Consider the following 16,340-nt stretch of genomic DNA (forward strand, 5'->3'; position numbering starts at 1 on the left):
ATCATTAGTAGAGAAGTTGGCAAAAGCACAGCGTGTTCTTTCTAGAAGAACGAAAGGATCTTCTCGCTGGAATAAACAACGAGTAAAAGTAGCTAGAATTCATGAATACATGACGAATGCTAGAAAAGATTACTTGGACAAAATCTCGACTGAAATCATCAAAAACCACGATGTTATCGGTATAGAAGTTTTGCAAGTATCGAATATGTTACATAATCATAAGTTGGCAAAAGCGATTAGTGAGGTATCATGGTCACAGTTTCGAACCATGTTGGAATATAAAGCAACATGGTACGGTAAACAAGTCATTGTCGTATCGAAAACATTTGCTTCAAGCCAATTATGTTCTTTTTGTGGATATCAAAACAAAGACGTTAAAAATCTAAACCTACGTAAATGGGATTGTCCTGCTTGTGGTACACATCATAATAGGGATATTAACGCAAGTATCAATCTAAAGAATGAAGCGATAAGGCTTCTACCCGCAAGGACTGCGGAGATAGCTTAATAAATTAGAGTTCGATAGAACTCTTTACTTAGAAATCCCCCACTTTCACTTCTAAACGAAGTGAAAGTGGGGGTAGTTCGATTATTCACATAATTTCCAAAATTAAAATCTTTAATTGTTAATATTTGTTATATAATGAAATTGTCGGACCGGGCATCAAATAGTGTCCCTTATGTTTCTGTTGAAACAGTTTGATTGTCCCGTGTATTAACCTTAAAAAGAACTTGGTTACAACAAAAAGTATGTGAACAAACACAAATCTCTAACCATCTCTTCTTTTATTTTCAACGGATTCGTATCCTAGATGCCAACGTATTTTAAGTACCAAATGCTTTAGAGAATGTATATCCAGGCTCTCGAGGATGTGCCCAAACAGCCGGAATCAAAATTCACCTTCTAAGTTACAACGCACATGCGTATATATGATTTTCATTCTATCCATGAATGTATATAAACAGCTAAGGGAATGAAAAAGGATTAAAATTATTTTACTTTTGAGAAGTATATTCTTGTACAAGAATCAATAAACAAAATATCATAACATAAAAAAAGAATTGCAATCCATGTATTCTCTGAATATAATAAATGCGAAATTTATCTAAATTCTACGAAAATACAGACTTGTGTTTTGTGAAGGTGAATTGAATAAAAAAACATTCATTTAATAGGTGGATTGTTAAGTGTATTTATTTTTAAATACATAGATTTAAATTCTAAAAATAGATTTATTGAGTTAGTTTTTAATAGTATAGAATAATATTTACGCCCGTACATTTAGTTAAGTAAGTAGTGCCTTTAATAAATATTGTAATTCCGATTAAACGATAACGATTATAAGAAAATATGAAATTATAACACAATCATTTTTTACACCTACAAGTTTCTGAATAATCAAACTAATATTCTTTTACAGCAAATACAATCAGCATGTAATGTTTTTTCTGAAAATTTGATGAATGGTGGGAATGAAATGAAACGTAGGATGTTAACAATATGGTTTGGAATTATAAGTTTAATCATTATATTGCTAGGGGTTTCTATTCCACAAGCAGCAGCCGAGATAATACATCAAGAAAAGTTTCAAATGAACTGGAATTATATTAAATTCAAAGATACTAAAGTAAAGATAAAGGCAGACTTACTAAGGACGTCATCAAAAGATATTGCGTATTGTTTATCACCTGATCTGAATTCACCTAACGGAGATGATCTCCCTGAAATTGGAAGAGATAATGATTTTGTATATCGTGTCTTACTTTATGGATATCCTCAAAAAACGCCGGCTGAATTAGGGGTTTCTACAAAAGAGGAGGCCTACTATGCAACTCAACTAGCTATCTGGATTGCATCTAAAAAAATTGAAATTGCCGATTCAAAGCCAGAAAACCAACAGGTATATAACCTTGTAAAACAATTGGTAGAAAAAGCTTCTAAAGGTACTGAAGTTCAGGAAACATATTTGAACGTAATACCTACTGGAAAACAAACTGTAGAGCAGAATGGGGAATATTTTGAAACAAATTTATATAGAGTTCAATCAAATTCAGTATCTGGAGTATACTCAGTTCAAATGGAGGGTGCACCAGAAGGAGCTAAAATTATAAATGAACAAGGTGAAAAAAAGAATGAATTCTCTATAGAGGAAAAATTTAAAGTTATGATTCCCAAAAATGCAACAAGTGGAAATTTCAAGATAAGAGTAAATGCAAAATTGCAGAGCTTACAAGCAGTTACCTTTGATGGCCAACAAAGGATTCAAAATACAACTGCTTTATTACCAAGAATGAGTGAAAAAAGCAGTACAGATATAGTAGTAAAATGGGAGTTTTTAGGGGCGTTAAAAATTATGAAGGTAGGAGAAAATAGAGAGGCTTTAAAAGGGGCAGTGTTTGAGGTTGTAAGTGAAAATGGGGATTTTAGACAAGAAATCACTACAACTGAGAATGGGAGTGCTACATTAAATAAACTTCCTACTGGTACGTATATTGTAAAAGAAATTCAGGCTCCAGAGGGTTATGTACTTGATCCTACAATAAAAAAAATGGAAGTAAAAACTGGCGAGATAGCAGAAATAGAAATAAAGAATCAAAAAATAACAAGTGGCCTGGAAATTAAAAAAGTAGATGCTACATATGAAAGTGCTAAACAATCTTATGATATACAAAGTAAAGAGCACACAATGGAAAATGATCTTGCAAGTAAGGAAAAGCATCACCTGCCATCAACAGGAACGAAGTTTCCAACTGTCCCGTTTGTAGGACTAGGACTTGTTATTTTAGGAATCTATATATTAAAAATAGGAAAAAATCATAGTTAAAAACTATAAACAATAAGGATTTTGTTACCAATGCTTAAAGTTAAATATGCTAAGAAATATTTTGTGAAAAATGTAGATTATAACAATCCCCATAAATGAAAACGCTTGCAATGGATGTAATTATGAAAAAACTATATGATATACCTAAACATTTTTTGGCATATAAGAAATAGTCCCCATTCTTCTCTATTTGCCTATTCTTACACTTATCATAATTTATTATGATATAGATATTGTTTTAAAGTGTTTTGCACAAAATGAACAATTGAGACTTTTAGAAACAAACACCTCTATGACCTTACTCATTTCTTAATTCACATAATTTTCAAATATTAAAACTCCACATGTTAATATTTGTTATATAATAAAATCAAGCCATATGTAAGATGGTTTCCCCGTTACGAGTAATGAGATATTTTGATTCACCTTTTATACATTATCTGAAAAAGAGCTTGTAGTGATTCCTACAAGTTCTTTTTGTTGCTCTTACAAATACGAAAATATCCTTTTTAGCAACCAGTCATTTTCCGTTGTGAATTTTATCCCTCCTAATAAAAATCATAATATCTTTTTAAAGAAAGTTTAGATTTAAACCCCATATAGTGATCCCTATGAATACATAAAATTCTCTTCCTTTTTTATGTATTCATTAGCTGTTTAGTATATCGAAAAATGATGTAGAATTTACCTATTATATTATAAAAGTATTAAGCATGATTTTAAGATGAAATATTGCATATTAAAATGTATTGATATTAGTTAATACACTTAATATAATGAGAGTATAAGATTCACTACATCATAATATTAAAAAGGAGGAAATGATTATGGAAATCGCAATGGCAGTTTTAAAATTCATAGGTGGAGCAATTCCATTGGTTCAAGAACTTTTAAAAGCATTTATGTAAGTTTATTACTCCGCAATTATTTATAGGAATTATCAGACAAATAATCTGTATATCAAAGATAAATTGATGTACAAATCATTTGTCTGAAAAAACTTTAAACAAGAAATAGAATCCCAGAAATCATAAGGGATTCTTTTTCTGTGTGTGTAATTATGGCTGTACCCCATGCCCATCAACCTAACAGAACAGGTTGCCCCCAAAACGATAAAAATAAACTTCGTTTCTATAAAAAACACAGAATTTTCGTTAAAGGGGAACTTCAAAATGTTAACTTGATGGGTTGAGCCCCTTATTCCCCCTTATCGAGGGGGGATTAGTGTTCAATTATATATATTAATTATGAACAAAATTCACCTATTAGCACTTAAAATATAGGTGGATTATTGCTTAGAAATAAATTTGTAATTGCTGGTGATTTTTATCTCGTTTACTGTAAAAATCACTATAGAAAGAGAGAAAAGGGTTGTAATGGTAATAAAAATAGAAGAGATATACCAAGAGATATTGGACGGTAAAAGGAAMAGATTTCCCAAAGGTACATGGAGTGATGATCAAGATAATAATCTAGCAAAACGTGTAATCAAGTATCTTATAGAAAAAGTTTTAAAGTGGGATAAAGAAACAATTCTTAAGAGTTGGAAATCCCAATTAATTATTAAATATAAATTAGGTGGTTTACTTAGCGTTAAATATCATGATAGCCCATATGTAATGATAAATGATGCTTATCCGAATTGTTTTAAAGAATGGGAATTTCAAATGACACCTAGGAACTATTGGACAAAGGAAAAGGCATTGAAAGCGTTAAAATGGACGATAGAAAAAAAAGAAAGGTTAACAGATAATAAACTATTGGAGGTTTATAACGTTCGGTGGTTATCTAATCATAATTTGAGTTCGCCTTGCCAAATTTTTTGGGGAGGTAGTCCTTACATAATGATAAATGAATTATATCCAGACCATTTTAAGGAATGGGAGTTTAAAAAAACTCCTAGTCGTTTATGGACAAGAAAAAAAGCGTTGGAAGCATTAAAATGGACGATAGAGGAAAGAAAACAAATGAATAATGAGGAGATAAGAAAAAAAATTAGTGTAATTTGGTTTTCAGAAATAGGCTTAAGGACCCCATTGGAGAGATATTGGAATGATAGTCCATTTAGTATGATAAATGAGTTATATCCTGGATGTTTTAAAGAGTGGGAATTCCAGAAAACACCTAAAAACTACTGGACAAAGAAAAAGGCACTGGGCGCATTAAAATGGACGATAGAGGAAAAAGAAAAGTTAACTAATGAAGAACTTACAAAGGTCTATAGTAGAAGATGGATGATTAATCAAAGGTTAATAACTCCATTAGAGAGATTTTGGAAAAATAGTCCATATGCCATGCTTCACGAGTTGTATCCAGGGAAATTTAAAGAATGGGAATTAAATAGAGCCCCTCGTGGATTTTGGACAAAGGAGAAAGCATTGGAAGCATTGAAATGGACGATAGAGGAAAAAGAAAAATTAACTAATGAAGAACTAACAAGGGTATATAGTAGAAGGTGGATAATTAATCAAGGGTTAAGAACCCCATTAGATAGATTTTGGAATAGGAACCCACATACTATGTTAAGTGAACTATATCCTAATTAATTTATAAAAAATATGAAAGTTTAACATAAATGAAACTAAATCTTTCTTTTACGGGCTCTGTTGCAAAGTTTTTATATAAACAAAAAAATCCTAATTTAGTAGGTAGAGTTTATGCAACTTTGAATAGTTTCTTTAATTCATTGTACGTCGAAAAAACGAAGTTTGGTTGTTGCAAACTTCGTTTTTGTTTATATAGGGCATGAATAGTTTTGATGCTTTTCAAGGTACGTGAAGCATGGCGAAGACTTTGAAATCCTGCGGATTTGGAAAAACGTCGCTTGATATGTCTATGATCCTGTTCGATGAGATTATTCAAATGCTTGATTGTGCAATGAATGGTATACTTATAAAAGTCTTGCTCTCCCAATTTATTGAACGCGCAAAGTAACGCGGGAGTCTTGTCTGTTGTGAGAACCGTTGCTTCTCCTAATGTTTTTACTAGTCTTTTCATAAAGGCATAAGCCGCTTGATGATCTCGTTTTTTGCGAAGCTGAATATCCAATGTGTGTCCATCTTTATCAATTGCTCGATAGAGATAACGCCATTCGCCTTTCACTTTGATATAGGTTTCATCCAGGTACCAAGACAGCTGCACAGATTTGTTTTTCTTTTTCCAAATCTGATAAATGAGATTTCCATGTTCATGAACCCATCGCATGATGGTAGTGGGATGGACCGATTTACCACGTTCTTTCAAAATTTCAGATACATCTCGATAACTTAAAGAAAAACGATAGTAGTAGCCGACGGCTACCAAAATAACATCTTGTTTGAACTGTTTTCCTTTAAAATATCCCTTTTATCATTCTCCTCATTCTGTTTTGCAAAAGTTTATAAATAATAACATATATATATATGCCTATAGTAGTTACGAAAAGGTAACAAAAATGCTATTTTCAAAAAAATGCTTGATATATATTTTGAGTTTTTGTTATTATAAGCTTATTTATTCTATATTTTTGCAAATGTACTAGAGGGAGTGCCATCATGTATGGTATGGTTGAAATCGCAAAGGAGAACAATATAAGTCTCTATCATTCTCTTCGGTTTCTGATTGAAACGTTCCAATTACTAAGACAAAAGAAAAATCTATGTTGGGTTTTCTTTTGTCTTAGTAGTGGGAGGAGCCCTAGTGTTATGTTATAACACTGGAATATGTAGGAGAAACTATAGATTTTGGTTGATTATATGGAATGAAAAATTAAATCGTTATTCTTGGGATTCAGACTACCATTATTCTCACTACTATTCTCACTATTATTCACACTATTATTCACATTAAAAGAGGTATAAGGAGGAAGGTATATCTATTAAGATGGAGAGATATACCAAGTTAGAAATGAACATTAAATTTAATAAAAAAGTAGTAGCATTCACGGCAGGATTAACGGTATTATCTTCACCATTGGTATCGTTTGCAGAGGAACAACAATCAGTAAACAATAAGCAACCTACAAGCGTTCAGGAACAAAGTAAAACAGACCAACTTCAAACATCAGATGAACAGGCTCTAAAAAGTATTGAAGCTAGTTTTGAAGAGGTAGACGGACGTGGTGGAGGTACTGTCGATAATAAGAAAGCAGACAGTCTTCAACGTTCAGAAGGTATTCATGAAGAAACAGGTACATTAACTGTTCCTAACAATTCAAACAGAACAAAACGTAGTCTGTCTTCCGCATCACCTAGCATCTCTAGTACAATAAACGGTGTTCCATTCACTGAATGGATTGTTCCAGCAGGTAACGATAATATTCGTCCTCAAAACTACATGAGTCCAAAGTACATTACAATTCATGAGACTGATAATACAAGTGTAGGAGCAGGTGCTAGGAACCACGCTCAATACCTATATAACCAAGCAGTAGGGAACACAGACCGAGCTGCATCATGGCACTTTACAGTGGACGATAAAGAGATTTATCAACACTTACCATTAAACGAAAACGGGTGGCACGCAGGAGACGGTAATGGCCCGGGTAATAGAGAGTCTATTGCAATTGAAATCGCGGTTAACAGCGATGGTAACTACAGTAAAGCAGTAGATAACGCTAAGAAACTTGTAGCTTATTTAATGAAAGAAACTGGTGTACCGTTAAATAACATCGTAAAACATCAAAGGTGGAGCGGTAAAAATTGTCCTGCTAACATGATTAATAATGGACAATGGGATGCATTCGTAAATGGTGCTGGAGGGTATTATAATAATCTTTATCAACCAAAAGACGACATTACTGGAGGTTGGTATGAGCCGGCTATTCGAGAGCTAAATAGAAGGGGTATTATGGCAGGGGAAGGAAACGGTGTTTTCGCACCTAATAGAGCGGTAACAAGAGCCGAATTTGCTCAATTAATCTCTAAATCTCTAAACTTGCCCGCTGGAGATATTTCATTTAAAGACCTAAACGATGCAAACTCAACTTTGCGAGATGGTATTAAACGCACTGCAAGTGCAGGTATCATTGCAGGTAGAGGTGACGGTTATTTTGACCCAAACACACCTATTACAAGAGAAGAATCAGCAATTATTGTAAACAAGGCTTTACAGTATAAAGGTCTATGGGGGCCAGTTGCAAACTTACCATTCTCAGACAAAGACAAAATTATCTATAAAGAAGACGTACAAAGATTGTATGGACTAGGTATTGTAAAAGGTAAGGGTGACAATCAATATGACCCTAAAGGAACAACAACTCGTGGTGAAACAGCATCATTCATTCTAAACATGCTTCAAGTAATTGAAACTGGTAGTGTTCAAAATGTAATTGGAACGGCTGAAATCAATGGTATTGGAGTAAATATTCGAAGTGGAGCAGGTTCAAACTACTCTATTGTTAGAAAGGCAAGTAAAGGTGAAAAAGTTACAGTATATGAAGAAAAGAATGGTTGGCTAAGAATTGAAACGAATCAGTGGGTTTATAATGACCCTAGTTATATCAACTATAACAAACGATAAAAACTAAATAGTGAAAGGAACAAGTCATATTTGGATATATAACTTGTTCTCAGGCTGTGAAGAAGACTTTCTCCACAGCCTGTTTTTGTGTCTTCTCCCTCTTTACCTGCCAATGCTGATAAATTAATTTTTTTGAAATTGTCACTTTCCTGTAACATAAGTGATTTATTTTATAATAAGAAACTGACATGGAAAGAGGGAGAAGTTATGAAAAAAATCATACCGATAGTCGCATTAATAGGCATGATGAGCTTAGGGATACAAGAAATGAATGTGAAAGCTGAGACATACAAAAGTGCAGGTTCCAAAATGGATTTTTGGAATTCTAAAAGAACAGGTACTAATTTTATGAATAGCACTTCATTACCTGAGAACTACAAAAGTGCAAAGGAAGCTCATATTGAATATGTTCGTTTAGCACCTGATAAATGGGCAAAAGATAAGGATTTCTTATTTGAAGACAAACCAGATACATCAGGAAAAGATTTTCTTATCGGTAATGCAGATAATTATCAAAGATTGGTGGAAGAGGATGTAGCAAAATTGAAAGCAGATTTAGATGYTGCACAATCACAAGGAATTAAAGTTGTACTTACAATGCTTTCATTACCTGGTGATCGTTGGCGTCAATTTAACAATAATCAGAATGATGATAGAATTTGGGAAGAAGAGAAATATCAAGAACAAGCAAGCCAATTTTGGAAGGACCTTGCGTTTGAATTGAAAGATCATCCAGCTGTGGTTGGTTACAACATTATCAATGAACCACATCCAGAAACATCTAAGAAAAATAGATATAATGATTTTTGGACGGAAGATTATGAGAAATGGTATTCAAAAGTGAAGGGAACCCCAGCTGATTTAAATGAATTTTATCAAAAAGTTGTTACTTCAATTCGTGAAGTAGATAAAGAAACACCTATTATTTTAGATTCAGGTCTATATGCCACACCTTGGGCTTTTAAATATCTTAAACCAGTTAAAGATAATAAGACATTGTATGCATTTCATATGTATGAGCCATATCAATTAACAAGTCAACGTGAAAATCAAAATAAAGAGTATCAATATCCTGGAATTGTAAAAGTAGGAGATTTAGAAACACCTATGATGTGGGATAAAGATGGATTAAATACATTCTTACAGCCTGTTCAAAATTGGTCTCAGGAAAATCATGTACCATCTAATCGAATCATTGCTGAGGAATTTGGAATTAATCGTACCGTTCCTGGAGCACCTCAATACATGCAAGACTTAATTTCTATATTCAATCAGAAAGGATGGCATAAATCATTCTATGCATTCCGTGAAGATACTTGGACAGGAATGAATTATGAATTAGGAACAGAAAAAATAAAATGGGATGAAGAGGGGCAACCAAAGCGTCAAGATAATCCACTTTGGGATGTAATAAAAAATGATTTGCAAATCGATGCAGGAGTAAATAGAACTACATTTAAGGATGTCCCACAAGAACACTGGGCATTTCATGCAATTCATGATTTAGCGAATAAAGGAATTATTGCAGGTTATGGAAATGGGATATTTGGTATGTGTGATAATGTAACACGTGAACAAGTAGCTGCATTAATTTACCGTACTTTGTATATAGAAAAACAAGATAAATATGAAAATCCATACAGAGATATCGATGGAAATTCAACAATGTTTCCTGAGGAAATATTAGCTTTAACTAAGTTAGGAATTTTCCAAGGAGATGATCAAGGAAACTTTAGACCGAAAGCTACATTAACACGTGCAGAAATGGCACAAGTTATTAAGAAAGCGTTTAGATTAGATGTAAAGGCGCCACATAATTTCAACGATGTTCCAGCAAATTCATGGGCAAAAGATGCGATTAGTGCCGTGCAATCGAACCATATTGCAGTAGGAGTTGGAGAAGGGAAATTTGCTCCGGATATGAACGTAACACGTGAACAGTATGCACAGTTTTTATATAATGCAATTTCAAATGCACAATCCCATCAATAAAAAGAAAATGAAGTTGAGTGGTTTATTATATCATCATTATAAGGGCGTATTACTGCTCGTAAAAATTTAATTGGTAATACCCCATATCAACTTAAAAACTTTATAACGCCCCCTAAACAAAAATTTTGTGTTTTTATAGCACCGAAGTTCATTTTTATCGTTTTGGGGGCAATTTGTTCTGCTAGGTTGATAGGCATGTGACGTTACCTTTTTATAAGCTTAATTTTTTAGAAAATGATACGAGGTAAATATGATGAAAAATAAAAAAAGAACAGCTACAGTTGCATTAACAACAGGATTAGCTTTAACAGCTGTAATACCATATGGAGTAGGTCATGCAGAGGAAACAGATCAATTACAAGTTCAAATTCAGGAGGATTCGTTCCGTACAGGTGAACTTACACAACCATCACAAAAGGCACCAGAGAATGTAGTAAAAGATGCCCTTAAGGAAAAGACAGAGCAAGCTTTGTCTCCAAAACAAGTGAATGGAGAAATGGGAGTAGATTATAAGGTTCTTCAAAAACGCGGTTCGTATGATGGGACTACACTTGTGCGTATGCAACAAACATATGAAGGAAAAGAAGTATATGGGTATCAATTGACTGCACACGTAGATAAAAAGGGTGTTATTAAAAGTGTTTCAGGGGATAGTGCGCAAAATTTAAAACAAGAAGATTTAAAGAAGCCTATTAATCTATCACAAGAAAAAGCGAAACAATATATTTTTACGAAGTACGGGAATGATATCAAGTTTATTTCTGAGCCAGAAGTAAAGGAAGTTATTTTTGTTGATGAAAATAATGGACAAGCCAGTAATGCATACCAGGTTACATTTGCTGCAGTAACACCAAAATATGTATCTGGAACTTATTTAGTGAATGCTCATAATGGTGAAATGTTAAAAAATATGGTACAAGATTCRGATTTAAAAGCAAGTGAGAAGCTTGTTGATGCCTTAGAGGAAAGTAGAAAAAGCAATCTTGCATCATTAACTGGAACAGGAAACGATGCTTTCGGTATATCTCGTACATTTGGTATTTCTAAACAAAGTAATGGTGAATATGCACTTGCTGATTATTCAAGGGGGCAAGGAATTGAAACATATGATGTGAATTACAGAGATATTACTAAAGAGGAAAGCTATTATCCTGGCACACTAGCAACTAGCACTTCAACAACATTTAATGATCCAAAAGCGGTAAGTGCCCATTACTTAGCGACGAAAGTATTTGATTTTTATAAAGATAAATACAAGCGTAATAGTTTTGATAATAAGGGACAAAAAGTAGTTTCAGTTGTACACGCTTGGGATTCTGAGGATACGAACGATCCAAAAAATTGGAAAAATGCATTAAGTGCTAATATTAATAATAGTAGTATGCTCGTATATGGAGATCCTATGGTGAAGGCATTTGACGTAACGGGACATGAATTTACACATGCGGTTACATCTAGCGAATCCAATCTTGAATATTCCGGAGAATCTGGTGCGATTAACGAGGCGTTATCGGATATTATGGGGACGGCTATTGAGAAATATATAAACAATGGGAATTTTAACTGGACAATAGGAGAACAAACTGGATTAGTTTTACGTGATATGAAAAATCCATCTTCAATCAATTATTCAAATGGAGTACCATATCCAGATGATTATAGTAAATATACTAATTTAAATGGAGAGGATGATGGAGGCGTTCATTTCAACTCAAGTATTATTAATAAAGTTGCATATTTAATTGCAAAAGGTGGCACTCATAACGGTGTAACTGTAAAAGGTATTGGCGAGGATAAAATGTTTGATATTTTTTATTATGCAAACACTGATGAACTAAACATGACTTCTGATTTCTTTGAATTGAGATCAGCATGCCTTCGAGTTGCAACAAATAAATATGGCGCGAACTCGGCTGAAGCTCAAGCAGTCCAAGAAGCTTTTGATGCAGCAAAAATTAAGGTAACAGTGGAAGAAAAAGAAAAAGCTGTGGAAAAACAAGTGCCGGAGTTAACTGTCCCGTTTACAACTACACTACATGTAGGTGATACGTTCGACCCGATGAGAGGCGTAAAAGCTGTTGATAAAGAAGATGGTGATTTAACATATAGAGTAAAACATAAAGGCGATGTAGATACTTCTAAACCAGGTAACTACATTGTGGAGTACTCGGTTGTCGATTCCCAAGGGGTTAATGCAACGGCTACACAGACTGTAATTGTAGAGGAAAATGGAGAAACTCCAGATATGGAACCTAAATTAACAGTGCCTGTTGGAGCAACAATTAATGTAGGAGATTCATTCGACCCAATGGCAGGAGTATCAGCTACTAATAAAGAAGACGGTGACCTTACTTCTAAAGTAACAGTTGATGGTAAGGTAGATACATCTAAGGCCGGTACTTACGTATTAACTTACACAGTTACAGACACTAAAGGTCATGAAGTAACTGCGAAACAAACAGTAACGGTTAAAGCTGAAGAAGAAGTTAAAGATGAAAAACCAGTACTAAAAGTACCTGCTGAAACAACAATTATTGAGGGTAATCAATTCTCCTCAATGGCAGGTGTATCAGCTACTGATAAAGAAGGCGGTGACCTTACTTCTAAAGTAACGCATGAAGGAACTGTTGATACATCTAAAGCCGGTACTTATGAAGTAATATATAGTGTCAAAGATTCCGCAGGTAATGAGGTAACTACAATACAAAAAGTAGTTGTGAAAGATAAGGACAATGGTAACGGTTCTAATAACAGAAATAATGGTTCAGACAACGATAACAGTTCTGATAATGGCAGTACTGGTACTAACAACAGCAATGCCTCTGATACTGGTAACAGTAATATCTCAAACAATAGTACTACTGACAAAAAAGAAGATACATATAAAGAGCTTCCAAAAACGGGTGCAAGTACAAATAACAGTGCAGCAATGGGTGTATTGATGGTTCTTGCAGGTATGGTTCTTTCTTTTGGTCGTAAATTTAGAAAGGTATTAAAATAATAGTAACTTATTGCATTAAAAAGCACCTTCAAATATTGAAGGTGCTTTTTATGGTTCTGGTGCAAAAATATTAACTTGATGGGCATGAGGTCACCTTATCAAAAAAAGAAAATTGTACGTTTCGACACATTTTAACCGGTTCCCTGTACGTTAAGGAACTGGTTATTTATTTTACCGATTTTTTATAGACTTTTTATCTCGTAATGGTCTTAAATTATTGAAATTTGTTTTTTGGTTTAAGTTCCAAACATAATCACCTGTTAACGTAATATGTTCCCATCCAAATGGAGATATATGTTGTACATATTCTTCGGGAATGTCCACTCCTTTTGCATGCAAAGCATCAACCGCTGTGATATATATACTGTATTTCATAATATAATAGCTGAAATCAGAAGTTGTAAACCACTTGCTCTATGTAATTGATCCTCATAAGAACAATCAAGAATTTCTCCTAATTAAAAATGCATCTCAAGCAACATTATATTTTGCTGCTCCTTTATTTAAGCAATATGTACATGTTTTCCATTTTCAACACGCTGTAACCATTTTAACACTTGTTAATACTTATTTTCTGAATATGTATTTTGATCTCCTCACATTAATATTTAATACTTTCCTTATTACAAATTAAAATCAATGAAAGACTTTTGTAACACTTATGCAAGAAATTCGAAAGGTATCTAAGCTAAGATGAATTTCAGAACATTAATTTTAGATGATTCAAAAGTGAATATTTTCACAAAGAGAGGAGAACAAAATGACAAAGAAGTATAAAATAACTGGAATTGGAAAGAAGGTAATCCCTGTAACAGCAGCACTAGGTATTCTTTTTTCTATGGCTCCTGTAGCAGAAAATAAGGCTAGTGCAGGGATAGGTGCAGTATTAGATATAACTATTACTGTATTAGGTGCTGTAGCAAACACTTATGAAGCACTTGGAATAAGCCCAGGGGATCGAGACCCAGGCACTCACATTGATGTATATGCAGAAAACGAAACTTACCAGGCTCCTAGTTTTACATCTGGGGAATTTAATATTTCCATGTATCATACACAAGGTGATTCGAATTTTCTTAAATCGGTTAAAGTACGCTATCCAAATGGAAGAATTGAAATTCATCAACTAAGATCTGGGCAGCAGCTTAAAATTACTGAGGCAGGTGCAATTATAGATTTAAACCCTAATGCAGCAAATGTCTCAGAACACGATCTTCTTTACATTACACAAGCACAATTAGACGAAGGAAAGACCGGAGTTGTGATAAATCAAGGCCAACATGCATTTGTAGAAAAAGCATCTGGTAAAAACCCAAGATTTCTTGGTCCACTTTACAAAAAATATTCCGGCGACTCCTTTGGCGATTGGACGGTGATTGCTAGAAATTCAGATTACCTATTTGATCAGATAGCAAATAAATTATCAGATGAGCAAAAACGATTGATAACATTGACTTCAAAGCCAGTATCTAAAGATGTCCTTGACAACTATGTTAATAATGATCCTAAAGCTCGTGCAGATTTTTATGATCGATTATCTGATATATTGGCGGAGCGTACTAACGCCCTAGAGACATCTATGGAACTGCCATTCATTAAACTAAATGATGGTAAACCTTATCAAATTATCCCTTATAAAAAAGGAACAAATAAAGTAATCGTAAAAACAGGTTCAAAATATCTTTCAGGAAAAGAAGGAAAGGGACTTCAATATTCCGATTCGCTTGGCGATGATGAAGTGTTTGAATTTGTTCAGACAAACAATGGTTATAATGGCGAATTCCAATTTCATTTAATAAATAAAAATGGAGTAAAGCTAGCTGGTAATCAGTATATTTCACAGTTCGATACTGATTGGAGTTTCCAATCTGAAATTCGTTTCCCTGATAAAAGCAACAATGAAATTAACAATTGGTTAATAGAGTGGTATCCGGGTAAAGAAAATGAGAGACAGAAGTATGACAAAATAGAGATTATACCTAATGAAAAGGACCCTACTAAATATAGTGCAAAAGATTCTTCTGGAAATGTAATAAAGAACAGTTGGATAAATCGAGGTACTGGTTATTCCTTTACAGATGCTGAAGGAGTCATTTTGACAGGCTGGCAAGAAATTAAGGGGAAGACTTATTATTTCGAACCGTCTAATGGCTACATGGTTACTGGAACTGGAACTGATTCAGAGATTGAGGGTAAGTATTATAACTTTAATGATGACGGTGTTTTACAACGATCAACCTTGAGAGGAGAGAACTATTCCGATGCTTCTGGAGCATTCGTTAAAGAAGGCTTAAAAGATATAGATGGTAAAATCTATTATTTCCAAAATTACAATGTAACTAAAAAGGAACTACGTATAAAAGAGCAAAATGTCATCCTTCATTTTTCCGACAAAGGTGTGCTTGAGAGAGTTTCTAATCTAAATGGAGAAGCTATAAACAGCAGTGTTAATGTTAATCTTGACAACAAAACATTAGCATTTAATCAAGACGGTTCGATTTTGAAAACAGGAATCAACAAAAATGCGAATACAATAGCATACTATAGTTTAGAAGATGGACCTTCCTATACCGGTTGGAAAATGATAGACGGTAAAAGATACTACTTCGAAAATGGCCTCAATTCTACGTTCAATGCGCATAAAGACATTGACGGAAAAAGATATTATTTTCATGAAGACGGATCAGTTAACCGAGCAGGGTTCGAAAAAGTTGATGGTAAGATATATCATTTCGACAATAACGGCGTAGCACAAACGGGCTGGCAAACTATCGATGGTAAGTATTATTACTTCGATGAGAATGGGGCAGCTAAAACAGGATGGTTCAACGTTGGTGGTGGATATAGACCTTGGCCTCTTGCATACGGATACCTTTGGTATTGTGCTAGAGAAGATGGTTCACTTTATTCAGACGGTTGGTTTAAAATCGACGGTAAAGATTATCACTTTGACCAGTGGGGACATAAGATGTAAGGCTCTGATGCAAAAGCTTCAAGATAATTGTAAGTAATCTCTAAATCTT

Annotated in this window: 8 protein-coding genes and 3 pseudogenes; 9 read left to right on the forward strand and 2 right to left on the reverse strand. The window is 33.8% G+C overall.

Going from position 1 to position 16,340, the window contains the following annotated elements; all coding sequences use genetic code 11:
• The 5 genes and pseudogenes from AC1DKZ_RS30315 to AC1DKZ_RS30335 form a co-directional block, all read left to right on the forward strand.
• A partial coding sequence (locus AC1DKZ_RS30315; RefSeq protein WP_476997747.1) for an RNA-guided endonuclease TnpB family protein occupies positions 1–508 on the forward strand: 508 nt, incomplete at its 5' end.
• 204 nt (positions 509–712) lie between these two features.
• Positions 713–925: pseudogene (locus AC1DKZ_RS30320) on the forward strand (IS4 family transposase); the annotation flags it as partial.
• 553 nt (positions 926–1,478) lie between these two features.
• Complete coding sequence (locus tag AC1DKZ_RS30325) at positions 1,479–2,825, forward strand: SpaA isopeptide-forming pilin-related protein (RefSeq protein WP_476997748.1); 1,347 nt, start codon at positions 1,479–1,481, stop codon at positions 2,823–2,825.
• A 724-nt stretch (positions 2,826–3,549) separates the two neighbouring features.
• Positions 3,550–3,733: pseudogene (locus AC1DKZ_RS30330) on the forward strand (hypothetical protein).
• A 468-nt stretch (positions 3,734–4,201) separates the two neighbouring features.
• A complete protein-coding gene (locus AC1DKZ_RS30335) occupies positions 4,202–5,371 on the forward strand; it encodes a DUF4046 domain-containing protein (protein ID WP_476997749.1) in 1,170 nt (389 codons plus the stop codon).
• A gap of 109 nt (positions 5,372–5,480) precedes the next feature.
• On the opposite strand, the gene AC1DKZ_RS30340 is transcribed toward AC1DKZ_RS30335, so the two are convergent.
• Entirely contained in the window at positions 5,481–6,131 is a 651-nt protein-coding gene (locus AC1DKZ_RS30340; protein ID WP_476997753.1) for an IS6 family transposase, read from the reverse strand.
• Positions 6,132–6,710: 579 nt separating this feature from the next.
• On the opposite strand from AC1DKZ_RS30340, the gene AC1DKZ_RS30345 reads away from it, so the two are divergent.
• From AC1DKZ_RS30345 to AC1DKZ_RS30355, 3 genes are all read left to right on the forward strand, one after another.
• Positions 6,711–8,324, forward strand: a complete 1,614-nt coding sequence (locus AC1DKZ_RS30345) for an S-layer homology domain-containing protein (RefSeq protein ID WP_044441112.1) — start codon at positions 6,711–6,713, stop codon at positions 8,322–8,324.
• A 207-nt stretch (positions 8,325–8,531) separates the two neighbouring features.
• A complete protein-coding gene (locus AC1DKZ_RS30350) occupies positions 8,532–10,316 on the forward strand; it encodes an S-layer homology domain-containing protein (RefSeq protein ID WP_476997750.1) in 1,785 nt (594 codons plus the stop codon).
• Positions 10,317–10,569: 253 nt separating this feature from the next.
• Complete coding sequence (locus AC1DKZ_RS30355) at positions 10,570–13,317, forward strand: M4 family metallopeptidase (RefSeq protein WP_476997751.1); 2,748 nt, start codon at positions 10,570–10,572, stop codon at positions 13,315–13,317.
• A 171-nt stretch (positions 13,318–13,488) separates the two neighbouring features.
• On the opposite strand, the pseudogene AC1DKZ_RS30360 reads toward AC1DKZ_RS30355, so the two are convergent.
• A pseudogene (locus AC1DKZ_RS30360) lies at positions 13,489–13,775 on the reverse strand (Tn3 family transposase); the annotation flags it as partial.
• Between the two features lie 302 nt (positions 13,776–14,077).
• Between AC1DKZ_RS30360 and AC1DKZ_RS30365 the strand changes: the two are divergent.
• On the forward strand, positions 14,078–16,291 hold the full coding sequence (locus AC1DKZ_RS30365) for an N-acetylmuramoyl-L-alanine amidase family protein (RefSeq protein ID WP_328054006.1): 2,214 nt from the start codon (positions 14,078–14,080) through the stop codon (positions 16,289–16,291).
• The last annotated feature ends 49 nt before the right edge of the window (positions 16,292–16,340 follow it).

The sequence above is a fragment of the Bacillus sp. 05T21 genome, from assembly GCF_056396785.1.